This window comes from Ruegeria sp. CDSC025 (genome assembly GCF_059610805.1).
On the sequence record NZ_JBXWOJ010000012.1, the window covers coordinates 63,241 to 87,037 of the forward strand.

Annotated in this window: 22 protein-coding genes and 1 riboswitch; of the genes, 14 read left to right on the forward strand and 8 right to left on the reverse strand. The window is 58.3% G+C overall.

Going from position 1 to position 23,797, the window contains the following annotated elements; genetic code table 11:
- Positions 1-32 precede the first annotated feature (32 nt).
- The 5 genes from AC2FH8_RS15960 to AC2FH8_RS15980 are packed head-to-tail and all read left to right on the forward strand — an operon-like array spanning position 33 to position 6,351.
- Complete coding sequence (locus AC2FH8_RS15960) at positions 33-1,871, forward strand: ABC transporter ATP-binding protein (RefSeq protein WP_496690216.1); 1,839 nt, start codon at positions 33-35, stop codon at positions 1,869-1,871.
- Positions 1,868-3,700: an ABC transporter ATP-binding protein gene (locus AC2FH8_RS15965; RefSeq protein WP_496690217.1), complete on the forward strand. Its 1,833-nt coding sequence runs from the start codon at positions 1,868-1,870 to the stop codon at positions 3,698-3,700. Before AC2FH8_RS15960 ends, AC2FH8_RS15965 begins: the two co-directional genes overlap by 4 nt.
- A 38-nt stretch (positions 3,701-3,738) precedes the next feature.
- A complete protein-coding gene (locus AC2FH8_RS15970) occupies positions 3,739-4,968 on the forward strand; it encodes a class I SAM-dependent RNA methyltransferase (RefSeq protein WP_496690218.1) in 1,230 nt (409 codons plus the stop codon).
- A gap of 20 nt (positions 4,969-4,988) precedes the next feature.
- A complete protein-coding gene (locus AC2FH8_RS15975; RefSeq protein WP_271950705.1) occupies positions 4,989-5,774 on the forward strand; it encodes an ion transporter in 786 nt (261 codons plus the stop codon).
- Between the two features lie 58 nt (positions 5,775-5,832).
- Positions 5,833-6,351, forward strand: coding sequence for a L,D-transpeptidase family protein (locus AC2FH8_RS15980; RefSeq protein WP_142637369.1), 519 nt, complete (start codon positions 5,833-5,835; stop codon positions 6,349-6,351).
- Here AC2FH8_RS15980 and AC2FH8_RS15985 read toward each other — a convergent pair.
- The 7 genes from AC2FH8_RS15985 to cysQ all read right to left on the reverse strand — a co-directional run bounded on the left by AC2FH8_RS15985 (position 6,335) and on the right by cysQ (position 14,300).
- The gene (locus AC2FH8_RS15985; protein WP_496690219.1) at positions 6,335-7,780 is read right to left on the reverse strand and encodes a nodulation protein NodH; all 1,446 of its coding nucleotides are present in this window, start codon (positions 7,778-7,780) and stop codon (positions 6,335-6,337) included. The two genes, AC2FH8_RS15980 and AC2FH8_RS15985, sit on opposite strands and share 17 nt — an antisense overlap.
- A gap of 6 nt (positions 7,781-7,786) precedes the next feature.
- Positions 7,787-9,487, reverse strand: a complete 1,701-nt coding sequence (locus AC2FH8_RS15990) for a DUF5927 domain-containing protein (protein WP_496690220.1) — start codon at positions 9,485-9,487, stop codon at positions 7,787-7,789.
- A complete protein-coding gene (locus AC2FH8_RS15995) occupies positions 9,484-10,470 on the reverse strand; it encodes a glycosyltransferase family 2 protein (protein WP_496690221.1) in 987 nt (328 codons plus the stop codon). The genes AC2FH8_RS15990 and AC2FH8_RS15995 overlap by 4 nt, the downstream gene beginning before the upstream one ends.
- Before the next feature lie 146 nt (positions 10,471-10,616).
- Positions 10,617-11,711 (reverse strand): glycosyltransferase family 2 protein, encoded by a 1,095-nt coding sequence (locus tag AC2FH8_RS16000; RefSeq protein WP_496690222.1) that lies wholly within the window; start codon positions 11,709-11,711, stop codon positions 10,617-10,619.
- Entirely contained in the window at positions 11,671-12,654 is a 984-nt protein-coding gene (gene galE / locus AC2FH8_RS16005) for a UDP-glucose 4-epimerase GalE (RefSeq protein WP_496690223.1), read from the reverse strand. The genes AC2FH8_RS16000 and galE overlap by 41 nt, the downstream gene beginning before the upstream one ends.
- Positions 12,655-12,702: 48 nt before the next feature.
- Positions 12,703-13,503, reverse strand: a complete 801-nt coding sequence (locus AC2FH8_RS16010) for a 3-deoxy-manno-octulosonate cytidylyltransferase family protein (RefSeq protein WP_281973403.1) — start codon at positions 13,501-13,503, stop codon at positions 12,703-12,705.
- The gene (gene cysQ, locus AC2FH8_RS16015; protein ID WP_281995827.1) at positions 13,503-14,300 is read right to left on the reverse strand and encodes a 3'(2'),5'-bisphosphate nucleotidase CysQ; all 798 of its coding nucleotides are present in this window, start codon (positions 14,298-14,300) and stop codon (positions 13,503-13,505) included. The genes AC2FH8_RS16010 and cysQ overlap by 1 nt, the downstream gene beginning before the upstream one ends.
- 122 nt (positions 14,301-14,422) lie before the next feature.
- Between cysQ and AC2FH8_RS16020 the strand changes: the two genes are divergently transcribed.
- Positions 14,423-15,244 carry an ABC transporter permease gene (locus AC2FH8_RS16020; protein ID WP_142637353.1) on the forward strand — a complete coding sequence of 274 codons (822 nt, stop codon included), beginning with the start codon at positions 14,423-14,425 and terminating at the stop codon, positions 15,242-15,244.
- On the opposite strand, the gene AC2FH8_RS16025 is transcribed toward AC2FH8_RS16020, so the two are convergent.
- On the reverse strand, positions 15,241-15,843 hold the full coding sequence (locus tag AC2FH8_RS16025) for an alpha-ketoglutarate-dependent dioxygenase AlkB family protein (protein WP_281995828.1): 603 nt from the start codon (positions 15,841-15,843) through the stop codon (positions 15,241-15,243). The two genes, AC2FH8_RS16020 and AC2FH8_RS16025, sit on opposite strands and share 4 nt — an antisense overlap.
- Positions 15,844-16,054: 211 nt before the next feature.
- Between AC2FH8_RS16025 and dnaK the strand changes: the two genes are divergently transcribed.
- The 8 genes from dnaK to AC2FH8_RS16065 all read left to right on the forward strand — a co-directional run bounded on the left by dnaK (position 16,055) and on the right by AC2FH8_RS16065 (position 23,782).
- A complete protein-coding gene (dnaK, locus tag AC2FH8_RS16030; protein WP_271950564.1) occupies positions 16,055-17,962 on the forward strand; it encodes a molecular chaperone DnaK in 1,908 nt (635 codons plus the stop codon).
- 74 nt (positions 17,963-18,036) lie between these two features.
- Entirely contained in the window at positions 18,037-19,185 is a 1,149-nt protein-coding gene (gene dnaJ, locus AC2FH8_RS16035; RefSeq protein ID WP_142637347.1) for a molecular chaperone DnaJ, read from the forward strand.
- Positions 19,186-19,350: 165 nt separating this feature from the next.
- Positions 19,351-19,457, forward strand: a riboswitch (TPP riboswitch).
- A 47-nt stretch (positions 19,458-19,504) separates the two neighbouring features.
- Positions 19,505-20,308 carry a bifunctional hydroxymethylpyrimidine kinase/phosphomethylpyrimidine kinase gene (gene thiD, locus AC2FH8_RS16040; protein WP_281995829.1) on the forward strand — a complete coding sequence of 268 codons (804 nt, stop codon included), beginning with the start codon at positions 19,505-19,507 and terminating at the stop codon, positions 20,306-20,308.
- Positions 20,305-21,282, forward strand: a complete 978-nt coding sequence (locus tag AC2FH8_RS16045) for an FAD-dependent oxidoreductase (protein WP_281995830.1) — start codon at positions 20,305-20,307, stop codon at positions 21,280-21,282. The genes thiD and AC2FH8_RS16045 overlap by 4 nt, the downstream gene beginning before the upstream one ends.
- Entirely contained in the window at positions 21,266-21,460 is a 195-nt protein-coding gene (gene thiS, locus AC2FH8_RS16050) for a sulfur carrier protein ThiS (protein ID WP_142637341.1), read from the forward strand. Before AC2FH8_RS16045 ends, thiS begins: the two co-directional genes overlap by 17 nt.
- A gap of 2 nt (positions 21,461-21,462) precedes the next feature.
- On the forward strand, positions 21,463-22,227 hold the full coding sequence (locus tag AC2FH8_RS16055) for a thiazole synthase (RefSeq protein WP_142637339.1): 765 nt from the start codon (positions 21,463-21,465) through the stop codon (positions 22,225-22,227).
- Positions 22,224-22,820, forward strand: a complete 597-nt coding sequence (locus tag AC2FH8_RS16060; RefSeq protein ID WP_496690224.1) for a thiamine phosphate synthase — start codon at positions 22,224-22,226, stop codon at positions 22,818-22,820. Before AC2FH8_RS16055 ends, AC2FH8_RS16060 begins: the two co-directional genes overlap by 4 nt.
- Positions 22,817-23,782, forward strand: a complete 966-nt coding sequence (locus AC2FH8_RS16065) for a ThiF family adenylyltransferase (protein ID WP_496690225.1) — start codon at positions 22,817-22,819, stop codon at positions 23,780-23,782. The genes AC2FH8_RS16060 and AC2FH8_RS16065 overlap by 4 nt, the downstream gene beginning before the upstream one ends.
- Positions 23,783-23,797 lie beyond the last annotated feature (15 nt).

Sequence of the window (23,797 nt, forward strand, 5' to 3'; positions counted from 1 at the left end):
GACTTGTTATCTGCTCAATCGGAGCACTCTCTATGTTTCGCTATTTCGAAAATCTCGTCGACCCTTTTGTCGAGTACGAAGAAACCGACACGCCGCCGACACGGCTGTGGCCGTTTATGTTGAACTATTCCCGCCCTTTTATGCGGGTGTTCTTCTGGGCCGGATTGATTTCGGTCGTGGTGGCCGCGGTTGAGGTCGGTCTGATCTATTATATGGGTCGCGTTGTTGACTTGCTGTCCGCCCCGCCGGACGAAGTTTGGCAGACCCATAGTACGGAACTGATCCTGGTGGCGCTTTTTGTGCTGCTGCTGCGACCCATGCTGCATGTCGTTGACGTGCTGTTGCTGAACAACACGATCCTGCCGAATTTTGGCACTTTGATCCGTTGGCGCGCGCATAAGCACGTGTTGCGGCAATCGGTGGGCTGGTTCGAGAATGATTTTGCAGGCCGCATTGCCAACCGGATCATGCAGACGCCGCCCGCTGCGGGTGAGGCCGTGTTTCAGGTGTTTGATGCGATTTCCTTCTCGCTGGCATACCTGATCGGCGCAGCCATTTTGTTGATGACGGCTGATGCCCGGCTGCTGTTGCCGTTGTTGATCTGGCTCGTGCTGTATGGGTTTCTGGTGCATTGGACGGTGCAGCGGGTGGGGCCGGCTTCGAAGGCGGCCTCAGACGCGCGCTCGGCCGTAACGGGCCGGGTTGTGGACAGCTATACCAATATCCATTCCGTAAAGATGTTTGCCCATGGGGCACAGGAACTGGATTATGCGCGCGAAGCGATCGAGGAAACCCGCCGTACCTTTCAGGCTGAGATGCGGATTTTCACCATCATGGATGCGGTTCTGGTTGCATTGAACGGGTTGCTGATCGTTGGTGTGGTTGGCTGGGCGATTGCGCTGTGGATGCATGGCAGTGCTACGGTCGGTGTGGTCGCGGCGGCCACAGCCCTGACCCTGCGCCTGAACGCGATGACCGGATGGATCATGTGGGCGCTGACCAGTTTTTTCCGCCAGCTTGGTGTCGTTGCCGAAGGTATGGAGACGATCGCTCAGCCGATCGACCTGCTGGATGCGCCGCAGGCTAAACCCCTGCATCTGTCCAACGGCAAGATCGAGATTCGTAACCTGTCGCATCATTACGGTCGCAATACCGGCGGGCTGGACCATATCAACCTGACCATCGAGCCGGGCGAAAAGATCGGTCTGATCGGACGGTCGGGGGCTGGGAAATCGACCCTAGTTAAGCTCCTACTTCGGTTCTACGATGTGGAGCAGGGGGCCATTTTGATCGACGATCAGGACATTGCCCGGGTCACTCAGGACAGCTTGCGCATCCATATCGGTATGGTGCAACAGGACAGCGCGTTGCTGCACCGCTCGGTGCGCGACAATATCCTCTATGGCCGCCCCGAGGCTTCCGAAGAGCAGATGATTGCCGCGGCCAAACAGGCCGAGGCGCATGAGTTCATCCTTGACCTGCAGGACCCGAAGGGGCGTACCGGCTATGATGCGCATGTGGGCGAGCGGGGCGTGAAGTTGTCAGGTGGTCAGCGGCAGCGGGTGACGCTGGCGCGGGTGATCCTGAAGGACGCGCCGATCCTGTTGCTGGATGAGGCGACCTCGGCGCTGGATTCCGAGGTCGAAGCGTCGATTCAGGAAACGCTCTATGGCATGATGCAGGGCAAATCCGTGATCGCGATTGCCCACCGCCTCAGCACCATTGCCCAAATGGATCGCATCCTGGTGATGGATGGAGGCCGGATCGTCGAGCAGGGCACCCATTCCGAATTGCTGTCACACGGCGGGCTTTACGCCCAGTTCTGGGCACGGCAATCTGGAGGCTTCCTGAACACGGAGGCAGCTGAGTGAAACTTGCCGATCTCATAGATCCGTTCAAACCCACCGAAACGCCCCCGCCGCAAAGGCTGGGGGCGTTCATTCGCTGGTGCCTGTCCGGAGCTTGGCCGATGATCCTTGTCGCCTCCGTGTTTTCGGCCTCTGCCGGGGCGATGGAGGCCGGAACCGCCTGGATGCTGGGTCTGGTGATCGACATGGCAAACGAAAGCGGGCCGGATGGGGTTCTGACGGCGGGCAATCTTTGGATAATTGGAGGGGTCGCCGCATTTTTCATGCTGCTGCGACCGGCGCTGTTTGGTCTTTCGGCCTTTTCCAACAACTATATTGTCATGCCCAATATCCCGCCCCTGGTTCTGGCCAAGCTGAACCGGTGGACTTTGGGTCAGTCTGTGAGCTATTTCGACGACGATTTTGCCGGGCGGATCGCTCAGAAACAGATGCAAACTTCGAACGCGATGGCCTCGGTCGTGTCCGAGACGATAAGCGCAATGGTATTTGCGCTGGCGTCTCTGGCAGGGACTTTGCTTTTGTTAGGATCTATTCATCTGCTGGTCATGCTGCCCTTCGCCGCCTGGTTGGCGGTGTATTTCCTGCTGATCCGCTGGTATTTGCCACGCATCCGGGCACGCTCAGCGGCGCGGGCCGGGGCGCGGGCGATGGTGTCGGGGCAGGTGGTCGACACGATCACCAATATCAAAACCGTCAAGCTGTTCGCCCATTCCGAGTTCGAGGATCAGGCGGCCCGAAACTCGATGGTCGATCTGCGCCACAAGATGCTGGCCTTTGGCAAGCTCTCCGCCAGTTTTAGGTTCATACTGATGGTTCTGGCCGGGGTGTTGCCCGTGCTGCTGCTGGGGGTGACCTTGCTGCTGTGGCGGTCCGGGATGGCCAGCGCTGGTGATATCGTTGCGGCGGGCGCGATGTCCGTGCGAATTTCGCAGATGACAGGCTGGGTCAGTTTCACGCTGATGGGGCTTTATGCCAATGTCGGCGAGATCGAGAATGGCATGAAGACGCTAGCCAAGCGTGACCGGGTCGAGGATGCGGCAGGGGCAGCTAGGCTGAGCGTGCCAGAAGGTCAGATCGAGTTTAACCATGTCAGCTTTGCTTATGGCGGTGACATCGGCGGCGTGACCGACGTGCACATGACCGTACATCCTGGCGAAAAGCTGGGTATCGTCGGGGCATCGGGTGCGGGGAAATCTACGCTCGTTTCGCTTCTACTCAGGCTCTATGAAGGGGAAAACGGCGCAATTCGGATTGATGGGCAGGATGTGTCACAGGTGACGCAGGACAGTCTGCGCAGTCAAATCGGAATGGTCACGCAGGAAACTGCGATGTTCAACCGCTCGGCGCGCGAGAATATCCTATATGGCCGCCCTGATGCCTTGGAAGACGATATGATCGCCGCGGCGCAAAAGGCCGAGGCGCATGAATTTATCCTTGGCCTGCGGGATGCCCATGGTCGCAAGGGCTATGATGCGCATCTGGGCGAGCGCGGCGTCAAACTGAGCGGCGGTCAGCGGCAGCGGATTGCGCTTGCACGCGCCATCCTGAAAAACGCGCCGATTCTGGTGCTGGATGAGGCGACCTCGGCCTTGGATTCCGAGGTCGAAGCCTCGATCCAGACCGCGTTGCATCGGGTGATGCAGGGCAAAACGGTATTGGCGATTGCACATCGGCTGTCGACGCTAAGCGAGATGGACCGGATTGTCGTTCTGGATCAAGGGCAGATCGTTGAAATGGGAAGCCATGACGACTTGCTGGAGCAGGGCGGGCTTTATGCCCGGTTCTGGGATCGCCAATCGGGCGGGTTTATTCAGGCCGCCGCCGCCGAATAAGGGTTTTGTTGTGGGTAAAGCCCAGCTATCAGGCCCTCATGACGCAGCATTACAGCATTTTACGCCTTGGTCATCAGGGCGACGGCATCGCCGCTGGACCGATCTACGCCCCCCGCACCTTGCCGGGGGAGGTGGTCAGCGGGATATTGGTTGGTCAAGTGCTGAGCGACATTCGGGTCGAGACCCCCTCGGACCAGCGGGTCAAAGCACCGTGCCGGCACTACAAAGCCTGCGGCGGATGTCAGCTACAGCATGCCGCGGATAATTTCGTTGCTGATTGGAAGGTTGAGGTCGTGCGCAACGCGCTGGCCGCGCAGGGGCTCGATGCCCCGATGCGGCCGATCCATACCTCGCCGGAACGATCACGGCGACGGGCTACGATTGCGGTTCGACGGACCAAAAAAGGCACTATGGCCGGGTTTCATGGCCGTGCCTCAGACACGATTACCGAAATCTCTAATTGTCATCTGCTTGATCCGGCCCTGATTGCAGCCGTCCCCGTGGCCGAGGCGCTTGCCGTTTTGGGTGGTAGCCGCAAAGGGGCGCTGGCGGTCACGCTGACCCTTTCTGATGGCGGTTTGGATGTCGCCGTCAAAGGCGGCAAACCGCTGGACGGTCCATTGGAACTGGCCCTGGCACAGGCGACCGAGGCACATGGGCTTGCGCGGCTCAGCTGGGATGGCGAGGTGATCGCTTCGCGTAACGCCCCGATTCAGCGATTTGGCGTGGCGGCTGTCGTGCCGCCTCCAGGGGCATTCCTGCAGGCCACGAAGGACGGAGAACAGGCTCTATTACAGGCAGTTCTGCAGGCAACCAAGGGCGCCAAGCGGGTTGTGGACCTGTTTGCGGGTTGCGGGACATTCTCATTGCCACTGGCCGAGGACGCCGAAGTACACGCGGTTGAGGGTGAGGCCCTGATGACCACCGCTCTGGATCAAGGCTGGCGTCGCGCGCAAGGTCTGAAACGGGTCACGACCGAGGCGCGCGACCTGTACCGCCGCCCATTGATGCCTGATGAGCTGAAGAACTTTGACGCGGTTGTCCTGGACCCGCCCCGCGCCGGGGCCGAGGCGCAGGTGGCCGAGCTGGCGCAAGCGCTGCCCCCGGTCATCGCCTATGTCTCATGCAACCCCGTGACCTTTGCGCGGGATGCAAAAAACCTGATTAACGCAGGCTATACCCTTGAATGGGTACAGGTGGTGGACCAATTTCGATGGTCGTCACACACGGAACTTGCCGCGCGGTTTGCACTGAACCCCGCATCATGACCAAACAGGAGAGTTTCAGAATGGGGCTTGCCCAGCGCCTGCATGATATCACTGAAAACCCGACCTTCGGTCGGTTCATCACAGGTGTCATCATCTTCAACGCCATCCTGCTCGGCATGGAAACCTCACCGACGCTGATGGAGGCCGCGGGTCCCTTGATCGTGGTGTTGGACAGCCTTTGCCTAACGATTTTCGTGGCCGAGATTGCGATGAAACTGGTCGCCACAGGGCGCCGGTTCTTTACCAATGGTTGGAACCTGTTTGACTTCATCGTTGTTGGCATCGCTCTGATCCCAAGCGCCGGCGGTCTGTCGGTGCTGCGGGCGCTGCGGATCCTACGGGTGTTGCGGGTAATTTCAGTCGCGCCACGGCTGCGTCGGGTGGTCGAGGGTTTCATCTCAGCTTTGCCGGGTATGGCCAGCGTTTTCCTGCTGATGGCGATTCTGTTTTACATCGGCGCGGTAATCTCGACCAAGCTGTTCTCGGGCACATTCCCGGACTGGTTTGGCGATTTGGGCCTGTCGGCCTATACGTTGTTCCAGATCATGACGCTGGAAAGCTGGTCCATGGGCATCGTGCGCCCGGTGATGGAGGTTTATCCCTATGCGTGGATATTCTTTGTGCCATTCATCATGGTTACGACATTTGCAGTGGTGAACCTGTTGGTTGGTCTGATTGTGAATTCAATGCAGGATGCCCATCACGCCGAGGATGAGGTGAAAACCGATGCCTATCGTGATGAGGTGCTGGAAAGGCTGGAATCCATCGAACGCCGCTTGCTTGAGCAGTCGAACAGCAAAAAGTGATTTCAGTTTTCTGGATTTCTGGCATAATCACAAAAAAAAGCAGAAGCAGGCATTAAACATGGATCGTCGAGCATTTGGAATGGGTGCTGTGGCTACGCTGGGTCTTTCGGCCTGCGCCTCGGCCAACCCCAGATTTTTGGCCTATGATGGCCCCGAGGTGACCTCTATGGTCATCAACAAAAGCGCGCGGAAGCTTTATCTTCTGCACAATGAACATGTCCTCAAGGAATATAAGGTCGATCTTGGCTTTGCCCCCAATGGCACCAAAACAAAACGCGGCGACGGCCGCACGCCAGAGGGCACCTATCTGATCGACCGGCGCAATCCCAAAAGCCGCTATCACCTGTCGCTGGGGATTTCCTATCCGGATTCGAAGGATATCGCAGAGGCCAAGGCTGCGGGCGTTGATCCGGGCGGTGACATTTTCATCCACGGCGAGCCGAAAACCCGGTCCGAGAAAAAGCGTGCCAAGAAGCAATCGGATTGGACGGCAGGGTGCATCGCTGTCAAGAATGAAGAGATCGAAGAGATCTATGCGATGGTGAATCGCGGCACAGTGATTACGCTGCGCCCGTAGCCGGCTTCCAGACGTCAAACCCGAATTGCATATAGTCGCGCTGGTAGGTTTCGGCCGCCAGCGCCTCAAGTTTGGTGTCATAGATATCGCTCAGTGAAAACGGGATATCTGGTCTGGTATTGCCGGGCGCGGGCGGGCTGTCATGACCCAGCCGCCGCGCCAGATCCGGCAGGGCAGTTGCAATTTCTTCCTCGCGCAGGATTAGATCCGGCAGGGCAAAACCGACTACGCCCTCCAACACCTGCGCCTGACTGCACCAAACGCCGTCAACGCGCACAGGGGTTTGTCCCGCCAGGTTTTGCCGCAGGAAGGTCAGAAAAGCCGAGAATGCCTCATAATGCTGCTCGATGGGGTAGTTTTCAGCGCGTAACTGTCCGGGGATCGGAAGCTTGAACCGGTTGCGCAGCATATTGCGGATTTTCAGATAGGCGCCGGGCTCGGTGCTGAGGATATAGGAACAAAAGGCCGAATGTGCGCGTACCAGCGGGTGCCGCACCACGGTGAATTTGCGATGCCCCGGATGATCCTGTAACCACTGGCGGGTCTTTTTGCGGTTTTGATCAGTGATCAGGTCATCCGCACTGATTGAATCAAGCGCAGCCATCCATTGCTTCACAACCCCTTCGATGCCGCTCCGCACGGGCAGATACATTAACGGGGTTTTCGGCGTGGCGACATAGGTCGCAACGGCCGCGCCACGCCGGGGTTCAAAATTCGGAGTTCTGTGCAGGCTGAAACTGTCGATGCGCGACAAGGCCTGTTCGGTCTCATCAGGGTTTGTCACCTTGGACAAGGCCGGCTCAGGGTTCTGGGGTTTGAGCGTGTCGTCGATCGTGGTCAACCGACCCGATACCCCAAGCCAGGCCGCCAGGCCGTTCAGGCTGTCGAGCCGGTTCAGATCGTCGTAAGCGATGAAAAAGGCGGTTTGCCCGCTGGCCTGAAGATGATGCAGCAAAGTCAGTTGAAAGGCCTGTTGCTGGTCCAGATAGGTTTCGAACTCACGAGGGTTGAAGGCGATCTGCTCGGTGCGCCGCCGCTTGACGTTTTTCAGCTGCCATTGCTTTGTCTCGCGCGCGATCTTCAACGAGATATAGCTGTCCAGAGGGTTGCGCGTCAGAATGATCTTGGCGCAACTCGGGTCATCCAAAACAGGCTCTAACACACGCGGATCGTGGCCCTGGAAAAAGCGAAACCCGTTCATTTCACCCTCAGCTGATCGGATGGCGTTCAGCAGGGTTTTAGGGTCATTGTCGCGTTCTTCGAGAGTGACGCCCAGCAGGCTGTCCCCCTTTAGCCTGCCAATGAAATGAGGATTGAAGGCCTCACCATGGCTGGAGACGCCTTCCAATGCGTTCAGATTTGCCTCAAGCAGGTTCGATCCGGTCCGCATGGCGGCAAGTATTACGAAATAGTCGAATTTGGATGACATGAAACGCTATTGCACCAGATATGGTTTTCGATAAGGCCTGAGTTGCCGGCCAAAAATGTCATCGGCTGGAAAATCTCCCATAAGATAAGGGTGCATACCCTGGTTCTTCAGGTTTTGCAGGAACTTCCCGAACCCAGACAGGTCGACCATCGTAGGGGCTTGGGTCAGGTGGCTGGGGTTCTGGCATCCGGTTTCTTCCAGAATGGATTGCAGAGGCTCCATCGGAGATTCCACAAACTCGGCCAGCGACCAGGTGCGCACTTTGGCCTTGGTCCAGACCGAAGTTAAAACCTCAAGCTGTTTGGTCTCGATTTGTTGCAGGCGGGCGGCTTCGTTTCGGATATCCGCGAAATTTCCATTCGAACGGAACAGGGGAATGGCCCAGGCGCCTGTGACAACGGAAATCTGCGCATTTCTGTCGCGCGCCAGAAACCAGTTGATGTCCTGCGTATCCGTGGGGCCAAATTGAAAGCACTGCTTCTCGCCCCGAGTATTCCAGATCAGGTTCGACAAAAACGCCGTAGGATTATAGTCCCGCAGGCTGGCACAATCGCTTAGTGCGCCGTTGACCAGAGGCGCCCCGCCGGCGAATTCCGCACGTTCGGGACCGAAGAGGTGACCGTGGACCTTTGTTCCGGTGGCTTCCGACAGCCAGGGCTCGAAATCTGCGAACAGTTCGGTAAACCCTTGGAATACCGAATAGGGGAACGACGTCAGTCCGTTTTCGCTGCCGTGGCGGGGAAAGCGGCTTTGCATATACAGGCCATCCCGGCCTCGAGTCCTGCGCTCGACCGCTTTCGAGAACAACCGGTCGATCTTGCCCGGGTTGGGTTCAGTAGGCTTCATCGCCTGTGCCTGGTTGGTCAGAAACGCCTGATAAAGCCGATTGGCCTGGGGCCAGATCTTGCGTGCTACAAAACAGTCCGACCGTCGCAATAACTGTAGATGATCGTCATAAAAGATATGCGGGCGACCTTGATAATCGAATTTGGACAGCGTCAGAGAGCGACTTTCGATATGTGTTGAATAAAGCCGGGTTAGGGTCTGAAAATAGCTTTCGTCGGGAATCCAGACGCGCCGGAAATAGCGGTCATATGTTTTGCGTTTGGGATCTTGCAGAATGGCCGACAGCGTTTGACGGGTCAGGCACCACCATTGACTGCCCATATGTGGCACCAGACCTTCGGGTATCGACCGTCGGATTCCGATGGTCCGCTGTAGCTTTACGTAAGCGTCGAACAATTTGCGCTGTTTACGCCACGAGAACGGAAATCTCAGCGTAAATCGTTCCTGATCCAGTCCGCCAATCGTCCAGCTTACATCAGCTGTTGTCGCGCTTTCGATAAAGTCGACACGGGGCCGTTCCGCTAGATATGTGACCAGCTCATCGACGGGCCGTAGCGGCAGGCAGGCGCCCGAGGCCAGAAAGATATGGTGTACATCGGGAAAGGCCTTCAGCATCAGTTCAGCCGCTGATTGCGAGGCTGCAACAATGCCCCAACCGCCCCAGTTGCAGGTGTGGCGCTCCGAGAACCGGATCAGAGGTTCGTCCGCACAGGAGGCTACAAAGTCATCAAAAACAGTGTCCGCAACCTTGCGGTCGACATGGATCACCACCGGGCAGCCGGATGCCGCCCAATGGCGCGCGACCTGTTGCGCCCTTGGAAGCGCGGCGTGCACCAGCATGATGACGCCAAGGCTGCTCATGCCCAGTTCCCTTTCGACATGAGGCCAAGAATCTCAAGCTGTCGCCAGTTTATATAAGCCTCGGACCAGTCGCACCAAAACACCGGACGGTCGTTCAGCCCTTCGGCATAGGCGCGATATTCGCCGGACCCGCGATAGTGTTGACGCCGCTCCATCTCTTCATGTGCCTTGTCGCCCAAGGTGTTGATCAGCTTGGCATGCAGCAACGCCCCGCTGGTTTTTTCGCCCCCCCAATCGTCATAGACCTGGTTCAGCCCGCGTGGCAGCAGCGAATGGGTCGAACTGACATAGACATACCGACGGTCCCACTTGACCAGCGGTATCTTGTTCAATGCAGGCGCCTTTTCCGGAGCCTGGCGGAAAAAGACACGGGCGCGCGGTCCACCCTGTATCCAGAGATTCCCGTATTCAGGGTTTTTGCTGATCACATAATTCCCGGCATCGAACCAACGGGCAATTTCGAAGGGGTCTTGCCCTTCACGATAGGGTTCGGCATCTACCGGGCCCTGCGGGTACATGTCGATCAGCATGGTGCCGAAACTGCGGACGGCACAGCCATCAAGCCAGTCGGTCAGGGCACGAATGGGCCGCGTGTCGCAGAACGGATAGATGAAGAACTCATCCGGATCGACCGTCAGAACCCAGTGCCCATCGGCGTATTTGCGCAGCAGATAGTTCGACCAATCAGTGCCATATGTGGCCCGCTTATAGCTGCCGTTGGACTGCCAGACCGATACGTCCGGCTGACTACTCAGAAACTCGCGGGTGCCGTCGTCGCTGTTGTTGTCCACAAACAAAAAACGATCAACGCCAAGTTTTCGGTAATATTCCAGAAAATAGGGCAGGCGGATTTTTTCGTTTCGCACCACGCTCATCAACAGGATGTCACCGGGTTGAATGGCGTTGGTTTTGTCGGAAACCGCTTCTAATTCGCGCCGTTTGCGAACGCAACGCAACAGGCGGCGCTTGCGCCGCAATCTCATTCGGTATGAATCCAACAGGCTCACGCGACTGCCCAACCTTTGTTTATACGCGAGCATACCCGGGGCCTGAACAAGCCAGAGTGGAGCCGGGCGAATGCCATTTTATGCCACTTTACCATCTAATGAAGCAACGCATTTAAAAGTAGTTAGTCCGAAACGTTGTTTTTCCAGTCAGTTTTGCCCATCAAGCCAAGCTCACACAGTTGGCGCCATTCGATATATTCCACCGATTGTGGATCCCACATGATCGGGCGGTTAATTATGCCATCATAATAGCTGTCGAACTCCGCCGGGTCGTGAAAATGCTGCGCTCGGGTTTTCTCGATTCTTGATTTGATGACCACCTCGGGCAGGAACTTTGTGTGCAGTAGCACGCCCGAAGGGCCGTGGCTCCCCGGTCCGTCATAGGTGGCGTTCAAATCTCGGGGCAGGGCGGAATGGCAGGAGTTCACGTAAGCATAGTGCCGCGACCAGCGTACCAGCGGTATTTTGTTTAAAGTTGGTGACCGCTCGGGCCGGTCAGCAAAAAACACGCGTTCCCGTGCACCGCCCTGAACCCAGAGATTGCCCAGCGGCGATTGCCGTTTGGCGCGCAACGGGCCTGGATCAAACCAGCCCAAAACTTCGGTCGGGTCGGTTCCGGGGTCATAGGGCTGTGTGCCGAGCTGATCTTTGGGGTACAGGTCCAACATCAAGGCTCCGAAAGCGTCGCGCCCCTGCACCTCTAGCTGTTGGGTCAAATCCTGCAGCGGATGGCTGTCCCATTCGGGATAGATAAGCAACTCATCCGCATCCACCATCAAAGTCCAATGGCCGTGACCAAATCGCATCTGTAGCCAGGTCAGCCAATCCAGCCCGTATCGTGAGGCGCGATAGCTGGCATCGGTTTGCCACAAGGATACATCCGGTTGATCTTTCAGATATGCGACCGAGCCATCATCGCTGCCGTTGTCCACGATCAGAAAATGATCAACGCCCAGCGTCCGGTAGTGATGGAAATACCAGGGCAGGCGCGTGATTTCATTTCGCAGGGTGGTAAAGACCAGTATCGCACCCGGGCGTATCTGGTCGGTTTGGTCGACCAGTTGGGTTAGCTGATGGCGGCTGCGAAAGGATCGCCACAACAGCCGCCTGCGTTTCAGGCGCAAGCGATAGCGTTGCACCCATCCGATTGGCGGCAGGGTATCGCTCACGCGGCCCTCATCTGTCGTAATGCCCGTTCTGATGCCAGCGCCAGGCATCGGCAATCATCGTCTCTAACACGGACCTTTTGGGGGACCAGCCCAGTTCTTGCCCGGCCCTGTCCGAGCCCGAAACCAGCTTGGTGCAATCTCCGGTGCGGCGCGGGCCGATGGTATAGGGCACCGCGCGATTGGTGACGGATTTCGACTGGTCGATCACTTCCATCACCGAAAAGCCAGAGCCCGTGCCCAGGTTGAAAACGCGGCTGTCCTTTCCCTGTTCCAGCCATCGCAGCCCCAGAACATGCGCGTCAACCAGATCGCAGACATGCACGTAATCGCGGATACAGGTGCCATCGGGCGTGTCATAGTCGGTTCCGAACACAGTCAGCCCGTCGCGCTTGCCGTCAATCGCATCCAACATCAGCGGAACCAGATGGGTCTCGGGGCGGTGGAATTCGCCTACTTCTCCGTCCGGATCGGCGCCAGCCACGTTGAAATAGCGAAAAATCACATGGTTCATCCCGTGAGCGGCCTGGAAATCACGCAGGATATCCTCGATCGCGCGTTTGGAGGCGCCGTAAGCGTTCAGCGGCTGCTGTGGCGTGTTCTCGTCCAGCACCACATTGTCATGTTCGCCATAGGTGGCGCAGGTCGATGAGAACACGAAATCCAGACATCCAGCCGCCACCGCGGCCTCGATCAGGGTCAGCGAACCAGTGACATTGTTCGACCAGTATCTTCCGGGTTCCGACATCGCCTCGCCCACCTGGCTGAGCGCTGCGAAATGCATCACGGCGGCGGGTTGATACTTGGCGAAAACCTCATCCAGGCGCGCCCGGTCCAGCAGATCACCCTGTGCGAACGGGCCAAATTTGACCGCGTCCTGCCAACCGGTGATCAGGTTGTCATAGGTGACAGGTGTGTACCCGGCACGAGACAGTGCCTTGCAGGCATGGGATCCGATATATCCGGCACCGCCGGTTACAAGGATATGTGTCATATCAGATCCCGTTATTCCGGTTTTTCAGGGTGCGACAGCCTGCGGCACTCAGTCCAGCCCCATCGCGGCCATCATCTCTTCAAGTTTGGGAACGTCCTGCGGATTGTTTAGTTCCCAGAACTGGCGGCCTTTGGATTCGACTTCAACACACAGAACCTTACGCCCGTTTTCCATGAAACGCAGCTGTTCCAGCCCTTCCAGTTGCTCTAATGGACCGACAGGCCAGGACGGATAAGCCGCCAGCGCGTCAGGGCGGTAGGCATAGACGCCGACATGGTGAAACACCGGCGTTTCCTCCCCGCCCGCATAAGCCTGTGAAGTAAAGGGCACGACCTCTTTCGAGAAATACATCGCGCCGTGATCAGCGGCGAAAACGGCGGTTGTTCCACCGACGCGCCCGTGTTTGCGGTCATTCAGCAGGCTGTTGAGCGCATCGCCGTCGCAGCGCAGAACCGGAGTGGCCACCCCAGCCTTGGGTGCGGCACGCAGACCGGTGATCAGATCTTCGACGAACCAATGCGGGGTCAGCGGTGCATCGCCCTGCAGGTTCACCACGATGTCATAGCTTGCGCCCAGCACATCATGCGCTTCGGCGCAGCGTTCGGTGCCATTGCCACAGGTTTCCGAGGTCATCACAACCTCGGCCCCGAACCCTTCGGCCACCTCGCGAATGCGGTCGTCATCGGTGGCAACCACAACGCGGTCCACGCCCGAGACCGAACTGGCCGCGCGCCATGACCGCTCGATCAGAGTCATTGCATTGCCACTGGCCCCGGTGAGCGGCACCAGGGGTTTGCCCGGATACCGGGTCGAGGCGTAGCGGGCGGGAATGGCGATCAGAACGGACATCAGGCCTCCTTCAGGTCTACACCCGGAGCGTAGGCGATAAAGAACGGGTTTGCATAGCCGTCCTTGCCATAGGTCAGCGGCGCATGATTGTCGAACCGGACAACTTTGCCGCCCGCACCTGTCAGCACGGCGTGACCTGCTGCCGTATCCCATTCCATCGTGCGGCCAACGCGGGGATAGATATCTGCCTCGCCCGTCGCAATCAGGCAGAACTTCAGCGACGAGCCCGCGCTTTTGCTGTCCTGCACTTGATATTTGTTGATGTAATCGTCGGTCGCCTGGTCACGATGTGACTTCGAGGCCACGACCAAAAGCGCGGAATTGTCTGGATCAGAGACCGAAATCGGAGCCACGGCGCCGGGTTGATCCTTGTCCAGCGCGCCGGTTTCCTCGACCGATTGCCCGTCGGCCAAAGTATAGAACATCCGGCCGCGGGCTGGCGCATAAACCACGCCGCGCGTTGGGGTGCCGTTTTCGACCAGCGCGATATTAACGGTGAAATCGCCACGCCGGTTGATGAACTCTTTGGTGCCATCCAGCGGATCAACGATCAGGAACGTATCGCCTTTTTCAGAATGCGAGGCGGCCTGTTCCTCGGTCACTAGCAGGATATTGGGGAACGCCGCGCGCAGACCGGCCGAGATCAGCGCATCGGCGGCCTCATCTGCTTCGGTCACGGGGCTGGCATCGGATTTGACCTTCACGTCAAACCCATCCGAGTTATAGATGTCCATGATCGTATCGCCCGCTTCCAGGGCCAGACGTCGGATGACGGGGATGAGGGCATCATAGGTCACAAAAAAGCTCCGTTCCTGTGATTTGTTGATCGAATAACCTGACGGCCTTATGCTGTGCTGGTTACGGAACGGCAAGAATTTCGTGCCAGATTGCAGGCAATAATACAGGAAAGACGCTTCGGGTGTTTTATTACAAGCGAAACCGGTCGCTTATAGGCGGTGCGTTTACGACGGCGGAACTGGTGTTTCACGCCGTGGTCCGGAATGTCCGATCTCAACACAGCAATGCTGTGCTTTCGGTGCTTATCAATATTTTCCAGGTTCTGGTGCTGGTGAGTGTGTTTTACGTGATCATGTCCCTTCTTGGCGCGCGCGTTGCCAAAATCCGGGGTGAGTTCATTCTGTATCTGCTGTCTGGGGTTTTCCTGTTTCTGACGCACATTAAAGCCGTCGGTTCGGTTTCCGGATTGGACACGGGTAATAACCCGATGATGCTGCATTCGCCGATGAACATGATGGTCGTGCTTATGGCTGCCGCTTTCGGGTCGCTGTATACTCAGGTTTTGACAATCGTCATCATCCTGTTTGTCTACAGCGTATCGGTTGCTCCGCTGGAAATTCAGGAGCCCGGTGGCGCCTTTGCCATGCTGATGCTGGCCTGGTTCACGGGCTGTGCGGTCGGCGTGGTGTTCATGGCGATCAAGCCCTGGTTTCCGACCACTGCCACGATCATGAGCACAATTTACCGGCGCCTGAATATGGTGTTCTCGGGAAAAATGTTCGTCGGCAATGCGCTGGGCGGGTTCATGTTGACCATGTTCGCCTGGAATCCGTTGTTTCACATTATCGACCAGTGTCGGGGTTTCGTTTTTCGGAATTACTATCCGCGCAATACCAACTGGGAATATCCTGTCTGGGTCGGGTTGGCTCTGTTGTTGATCGGCTTGCTTGGAATTTTCTTTACCCGCCAGCATGTGTCGCAAAGCTGGAGCGCACGCCGTTAACCCGCCACGCGCAAGGTCAGGTTGATCCGCCCGCCCTTTGGCAACAGTTTTGAAGACCCGAAACGAATGCGATCTACCCCGTGATAGGTTAGGCGCGCGGGTCCGCCCATCACAACAACATCGCCCGAGCCAAGCCAGATCGATTCCGTTTTGCCCCCTCGGGTCGTGTTGCCAATGCGGAACAACGCGTCGTCACCTAATGAGATCGAAAGGACCGGCCAGGAAAAATCGGCCTCGTCCTTATCCTGATGCAGGCCCATTCGCGCCCCTTCGCCATAGTAGTTGACCAAGCAACAGTCGGGGTCACGTTCGGAGCTGGCAAGATCGCGCCAGATATCCAGAATGCAGTCTGGAATGGCGGGCCATTCCATACCCTTTGGATGGTGCGGCTGGTACCTGTACCCGTTCTTGTCAGTGACCCAACCCAGCGCCCCGGCCGAGGTCATGCGAACAGACATTTCCTTGCCCGAAGGGGTGGTCGGGCGGAACAAAGGTGCTGATTTCAGAATCGGACGCAACAGCGTGATCAGCTGTGCCTGGGCAGCTCCGTCAAGGTAAGCTTTCCTGATTTCAAAACCGCGTAAAAGCAGCCGCGCCATTCTAGATTCCTCAATCCTTGCCAAAACCTTGCTAAAAAGGCTGCAGATTCCTGAAAACCTGCATTTGTGAATGCTTGCAGGCCCCTGTTCCCGTCCTTATATACGCCGGGACGCGCGATGGTGTAGGACCATTGCGCAAATCAGATCGGGGCCAGATGCCATAACGGGTCGGGCCTCGGGACATCGCCTTGAAGAGAAAGGGATTGAACATATGGGAAAAGTAATCGGGATTGACCTCGGCACCACCAACTCGTGCGTTGCCATCATGGACGGTTCGCAGCCGAAGGTCATCGAAAACGCCGAAGGGGCGCGGACCACGCCCTCGATCGTCGCCTTCACCGAAGATGAGCGACTGGTCGGTCAGCCTGCGAAACGCCAGGCGGTCACCAACCCCGACAACACGGTTTTTGGCGTCAAACGCCTGATCGGTCGTCGTGTGGATGATGCCGAAGTCGAAAAAGACAAGAAAATGGTACCATACGCCATCGTTGATGGCGGCAATGGCGACGCGTGGGTCGAAGCCCGCGGTGAAAAGTACTCCCCAAGCCAGATTTCGGCCTTCACTCTGGGCAAGATGAAGGAAACCGCTGAAAGCTACTTGGGTGAGGAAGTCACACAAGCCGTTATCACCGTTCCGGCCTATTTCAACGACGCACAGCGTCAGGCGACCAAAGATGCCGGTAAAATCGCCGGCCTGGAAGTGCTGCGGATCATCAACGAACCGACAGCTGCCGCTCTGGCCTATGGTCTGGACAAGGAAGAAACCCAAACCATCGCGGTTTATGACCTTGGTGGCGGTACCTTCGACGTAACCATTCTGGAAATCGACGACGGGTTGTTCGAGGTTAAATCGACCAATGGCGACACCTTCCTGGGTGGTGAAGACTTTGACATGCGCATCGTCAACTACCTGGCGGATGAGTTCAAAAAGGAACACGGTGTCGATCTGTCCCAGGACAAGATGGCGCTGCAGCGTCTGAAAGAAGCTGCGGAAAAAGCCAAGATCGAACTGTCCTCGACCTCACAAACCGAGATCAACCAGCCGTTCATCTCGATGGGCGCCAACGGCCAGCCGCTGCACATGGTCATGAAACTGACCCGTGCCAAGCTGGAATCGCTGGTTGGTGATCTGATCAAGAAGTCGATGAAGCCCTGCCAGGCTGCTCTGAAAGACGCAGGCCTGTCGGCTGGCGACGTGGATGAGGTTGTTCTGGTCGGTGGTATGACCCGGATGCCGAAAGTAATCGAAGAGGTCACTAAGTTCTTCGGTAAAGAGCCGCACAAAGGTGTGAATCCGGACGAAGTGGTTGCCATGGGCGCCGCCATTCAGGCAGGTGTTCTGCAGGGTGACGTCAAAGACGTTGTTCTGCTGGACGTGACACCGCTGTCGCTGGGTATCGAAACGCTGGGTGGCGTGTTCACCCGACTGATCGACCGCAACACCACGATCCCGACGAAAAAGTCTCAGGTCTTCTCGACCGCCGAAGACAACCAGAACGCCGTGACCATTCGCTGTTTCCAAGGGGAACGTGAAATGGCTGCGGACAACAAGATCCTGGGTCAGTTCAACCTCGAAGATATCCCGCCAGCACCGCGCGGCATGCCGCAGATCGAGGTGACTTTTGACATTGACGCCAACGGCATCGTCTCGGTTTCGGCCAAGGACAAAGGCACTGGCAAAGAGCAGAAGATTACCATCCAGGCATCGGGCGGCCTGTCCGACGAGGACATCGAAAAGATGGTCAAGGACGCCGAAGAGAACGCGGAGGCCGACAAAGAACGCCGCGAGCTGGTCGACGCAAAGAACCAGGCGGAAAGCCTGATCCACTCGACAGAAAAGTCGATGGAAGAACATGCCGACAAGGTTGATCCAACAACCATCGAAGCCATCGAGCTGGCGATTGCCGCGCTGAAAGACGAGCTGGAAACCGAGAATGCCGACAAGATCAAGTCGGGCATCCAGAACGTTACCGAAGCGGCCATGAAGCTGGGCGAAGCCATCTACAAAGCGCAAGCTGAAGACGGCGAAGATGAACCTGCCGCTGCGGATGCTGCACCTGGCGAGGATGACATCGTCGATGCCGAGTTCGAAGATCTGGACAACGACAAGCGTAGCTAACGGGTAACCGGGCCAATTCGGGCCGGTCCGGTCACCGGGCCGGCCCGATTACGTTGAGGCAGAAGGAAATACTGATGTCAAAACGCGACTATTACGATGTGCTCGGCGTATCCAAGGGTGCATCAGCGGACGAGATCAAGAAAGGCTTTCGTAAGAAAGCCAAAGAATTGCATCCCGACCGCAACAAGGACAATCCGGAGTCAGAGGCACAGTTCAAAGAAGCGAACGAGGCCTATGACGTCCTGAAAGATGCTGAACGCAAGGCGGCTTATGACAGGTTCGGTCATGCTGCATTCGAAAATGGCATGGGCGGCGGTGGCCGACCTGGCGCTGGCTTTGGTCAGGGCGACTTTTCCAGTGCATTCTCGGATGTGTTCGACGACCTGTTCGGCGATTTCATGGGCGGCCAACGGGGCGGGGGCGGTGGACGTCGTGCCGCACGCGGTTCGGATCTGCGCTATAACCTGCGCGTCTCGCTGGAAGAGGCGTATTCAGGTCAGCAGAAAACCATCAATGTCCCGGCAGCGGTTGCCTGTTCGTCCTGCGACGGATCTGGGGCTGAAGGCGGTGTTGAGCCCACCACCTGTCCGACCTGTTCGGGTATGGGCAAGGTGCGTGCGCAACAAGGCTTTTTCACAGTAGAACGCAGCTGTCCGACCTGTTCGGGCCTGGGTCAAATCGTCAAGAACCCCTGCAAATCCTGTCAGGGTGCGGGCCGTGTTGAAAAAGAACGCGCTTTGTCAGTTAACATTCCAGCCGGTGTCGAAACCGGCACGCGCATTCGTCTGGCCGGTGAAGGCGAGGCTGGAATGCGCGGTGGCCCTCCGGGTGATCTATACATCTTTGTAGAGGTCTCAGATCACAGGCTGTTCGAGCGTGACAGCGTGAACCTCTATTGCCGCGTGCCGGTCAGCATGGCCAAAGCCGCGCTTGGTGGTTCGATCGAAGTTCCGACCATCGACGGTGGCCGCGGGCGTGTGCAGATTCCAGCGGGCAGCCAATCGGGTCGCCAGATGCGACTGCGCGGCAAGGGCATGCCAGCCCTGCGCGGCGGCGGTGTTGGCGACATGTTCATCGAGCTGGCCGTGGAAACTCCGGTAAACCTCACCAGCCGCCAGAAAGAGCTGCTGCGCGAGTTCGACGACCTGGGTGAAGACAATCACCCGGAATCCAACAGCTTTTTCTCCTCCGTCAAATCCTTCTGGGACGGGATGAAGGGCTGAAGTCTTTTCCCAAAAAAGGGGGCGCTGCCCCCGCGACTCCCCCGAGGTATTTAGGGCCAGATGAAGCAGGTGATCCGCTCTTCATCGGGCTAAAAATACCTCGGAGCGCGAGGCAGAGCCTCGCAAATCTCCGCTTGATTATTGTCGCCGCTCCTGAGATGGTCCGCGCAACCGTTGGGGTGCCTTGTTCGCAAGGCTGAGAGGTGCAGCTGCATCAACCCATCGAACCTGATCCGGGCAATTCCGGCGGAGGGAACGGTCTTATGAATACAGACGTTTTCCATCCTCCGTTGTTGCCCCTAGAAGATGGAGCAACGACATGGCAGCTATTGCCTTGACCATTGCAGGGTCCGACAGCGGAGGCGGGGCCGGAATTCAGGCCGATCTCAAGGCGATGTCGGCGCTGGGCGTTTACGGGGCTAGCGTTGTTACGGCAGTGACTGCGCAGAACACCCGGGCCGTGACGGCGGTTCATGGCATTCCCCTTGATGTGATCCGCGCACAGATCGACGCGGTGCTGAGCGATCTGGATGTTGGGGCGATCAAGATCGGCATGCTGGCAACCCCCGAGATTATCGAGACCGTGGCAGATGCCTTGTCAGGCTATGCGGGACCCATTGTCTTGGACCCTGTCATGATCGCGAAATCCGGGGATGCTTTGCTGGCCGGTGACGCGATCCAGACCCTGACGGACCTTCTGATACCACGCGCGACCGTCCTGACACCCAATTTGCCCGAAGCTGGGCGGCTGCTTGAGCAGAACGAAGCGCAGTCTCCGGATGAAATGGTGGCTCAGGGGCTGGCCCTTTGCGCAAAGGGTGCCGCGTCGGTTTTGATGAAAGGCGGGCACGGTAAGGGCGAGATATGTCATGATCTGTTGGTTGACGGCTCGGGTTTGGTGGATGAATTCACGGCGCAGCGCCGGAATACAAAGAACACCCATGGGACCGGATGCACCTTGTCCTCGTCCATATCCGCCGGGCTGGCCAAAGGTCTGAGCTTGCGGGATTCCGTGGCAGAGGCACATGCTTATTTGCAAGGCGCTATCGCCCAGGCTGATGGGCTGTGCGTGGGCCGGGGCCATGGTCCGGTGCATCATTTCCATCGGGTCTGGCCAGCGTGAGGATCTGGTCTGTCATAGGGGCAGGCGTGGCCGGTTTGGCTGTTGCGTCCGAATTGGCCCATCGCGGCGCACGGGTGCAGGTCTTTGACCCCGCCGGCCTGCCGGGTCCGCATGGCTGTTCTTGGTGGGCCGGGGGAATGCTGGCCCCGTGGTGCGAGTTCGAAAATGCCGAAGAGCCGGTCTTGCGCCTGGGGCAGGGTGCTTTTGACTGGTGGGCGACCCGGACCAAGGTTCATCAGCGCGGTACTTTGGTCGTTTGCGGTGCGCGCGACTTGCCGGATTTGCGTCGGTTTGGTCGTCGAACGCAGGGGTATCATGAGGTAAATCAGCAGGAACTAGCCACATTAGAGCCTGATCTACATGGTTTCGGCAACGGTCTGTATTTCAAGGACGAAGCCCATATAGACCCACGCAAGGCGCTGCAGGATGTGTTCGACGATCTTATCGCGCGGGGCGTTGCCTTTCATCGCGAACCCGCCCCTGCTGGGTTGGAGAACGCGATTGACTGCCGTGGTCTTCAGGCGCGGGACGCCTTGTCTGATCTTCGGGGCGTAAAGGGTGAGATGCTGGTGATCCGCTGCCCTGATGTGACGCTGACCCGGCCCGTGCGCCTGTTGCATCCCCGGATGCCGCTTTACATCGTGCCGCGTGGCGATGGCATCTACATGCTGGGCGCGACGATGATTGAATCCGAGGATAAAACCCGCATCACCGCGCGCTCGATGTTGGAACTGCTCAGCGCGGCCTATGCGTTGAACCCCGCTTTTGGCGAGGCCGAGGTGCTAGAGATCGGCGTCGATCTGCGCCCGGCCTTTCCCGACAATCTGCCTCGGATCCGGCGTCGGGGCGGGACGATTTACGCCAACGGGCTGTACCGCCACGGGTACCTGCTGGCACCGGCGATGGCCCAAGGCGTTGCCGATCTGGCACTTGAACACAAACATTCGGAGATGGTCGATGAAGATCGTGCTTAATGGCGAGCCGCGCGAGGTGCGGGCCGAGACCTTATCGGAATTGCTGATGGAATGCGGCTACTCGGGCCGTGTCGCCACTGCGGTGAACGAAGATTTCGTGCCCTCGGGGCTGCGTGTTGCCCATGCTTTGGTTGAAGGGGATCGGATCGAAATCGTCGCGCCGATGCAGGGGGGCTGAGGATGAAATCCTTTTACGGAACCACATTGGCCAACCCGCTGATGCTGGGCACGGCGCAATATCCCAGCCCAGCTATTCTGGAGCAGGCCTTTCGCGAAAGCGGGGCGGGTGTTGCCACGGTCTCGCTTCGCCGTGAATCCGGGGCGGGGCAAGCATTCTGGCAGATGATCCGCGATCTGGGCGTGTTGGTGCTGCCCAACACCGCCGGATGCCACACGGTCAAAGAGGCGGTGACCACCGCCCATATGGCGCGTGAGGTCTTTGATACCAAGTGGATCAAGCTGGAACTGATCGGCCATACCGACAGCCTGCAGCCGGATGTGTTCCAGCTGGTCGAAGCCGCGCGCATTCTGACCAGCGACGGGTTTCAGGTCTTTCCCTATACGACCGACGATCTGATTGTTGGCGAACGGCTGCTTGCCGCCGGGTGTGAGGTGCTGATGCCATGGGGCGCGCCGATCGGGTCAGGGCGGGGGCTGAACAATGAATATGCCCTGCGGGCGATGCGGGCAGAGTTCCCGGATGTGCCCTTGGTGATTGACGCGGGCATCGGCCTGCCCAGCCACGCCGCCCACGCGATGGAGCTGGGTTATGACGCTGTACTGCTGAACACTGCTGTGGCCCGCGCCGGGGACCCCGTTTTGATGGCCCGCGCAATGGCCCGCGCGATCGAGGCCGGGCAACTGGCCCATCAGGCCGACCCGATTGAGGCGCGCGATATGGCGGAACCTTCGACCCCGGTTATCGGAAAGGCGTTTCTGTCATGACACTCGACCGGTTTTATCCGATCTTCGATCATTCGGACTGGCTGCGCCGGATGCTGCCGCTGGGCATCAAGTTGGTACAGCTGAGGGTCAAGGACCAGCCCATGGATGTGGTGCGTGACCAGATTGCCAAGTCGCGTGACCTGTGCCGCGCAAATGGGACAGTTCTGGTGGTCAATGACTATTGGCAGGCGGCCATCGACGCCGGCTGTGACTGGGTGCATTTGGGGCAAGAGGATCTGGACGAGGCCGATTTGATTGCCATCCGCAAGGCGGGTTTGAAACTGGGCGTGTCCACCCATGATGATGATGAGTTAGAGCGCGTGCTGGCCATGGACCCCGACTATGTGGCGCTTGGCCCGGTCTATCCCACCATCCTGAAAAAGATGAAATGGCAGCAGCAGGGTCTGCCCCGCGTCACAGAATGGAAAGCGCGCGTTGGTGATACTCCACTGGTTGGCATCGGCGGGATGAGCGTCGAGCGTGCACCGGGTGTCCTGCAGGCTGGGGCGGATATCGTCTCGGTCGTGACCGATATTACCCTGGATACCAACCCCGAGGCGCGTTTGAGTCAATGGATCGAGGTCACCAGATGAGCCGTTATGCCCGTCAGACGCTGTTGCCAGAGGTTGGGGCCGAAGGGCAGGCGCGCCTGTCCTCGGCCCGTGTTCTGGTGGTGGGTGCGGGCGGTTTGGCCGCCCCGGTCCTGCCGTTGCTGGCTGGGGCAGGGGTCGGGCAGATCACGATCCTGGATAGGGATCAGGTTGAGCTGTCCAACCTGCATCGGCAGACCTTGTTTTCTGAGACGGATTGCGGACACCCCAAGGCCGAGCGTGCGGCGGCACGGTGCAAGGCGATCAATGGGGACATAGACGTCAGCGGCAAAAAACAGGCTCTAACAGACGAAAATGCCAGTAACCTGGTCGCTCAGGCGGATGTGATCTTGGATTGCGCAGACAGCTATGCGGCTAGCTATATCCTGTCGGACACTTGCTTGGCGCAAGGCAAGCCGCTGATCAGCGCCTCGGTGCTTGGGCTGTCGGGCTATGTCGGAGGTTTCTGCGGCGGCGCGCCGTCTTTGCGGGCGCTGTTCCCGGATGCGCCGGACAGCGGGGCAAGCTGCGCCACCGCTGGTGTTCTGGGTTCGGTCGTCGGGACGGTCGGCGCGATGCAGGCACAGATGGCGTTGAACCTGATCCTTGGACTGACGCCCTCGGTGCTGGGTCAGATGGTTCAATACGATGGTCGGACACTCCGCAGCACGGCCTTCCGCTTTGACGATGCGCCCGAACCGAACAGCTGTTTCCGGTTTCTCTCGGCCGGGCAACTGACGAGAGATGACCAGATCATCGAGCTGCGCAGCCCCGAGGAATCCCCGCGCCCAGTACATCCTAATGCGCAACGGATATCGCCGGATGATCTGAATCAGATAGACCCTAATAAAGGCAAAAGGCTGGCATTGTGCTGTGCTACCGGATTGCGCGCCTGGCGTGCTGCCGAACGAATTCAACCGAATTGGCCGGGCGAGATTGTTCTTGTCGCAGCCTCAACCTCGTGAACAGAAGGAACCGCG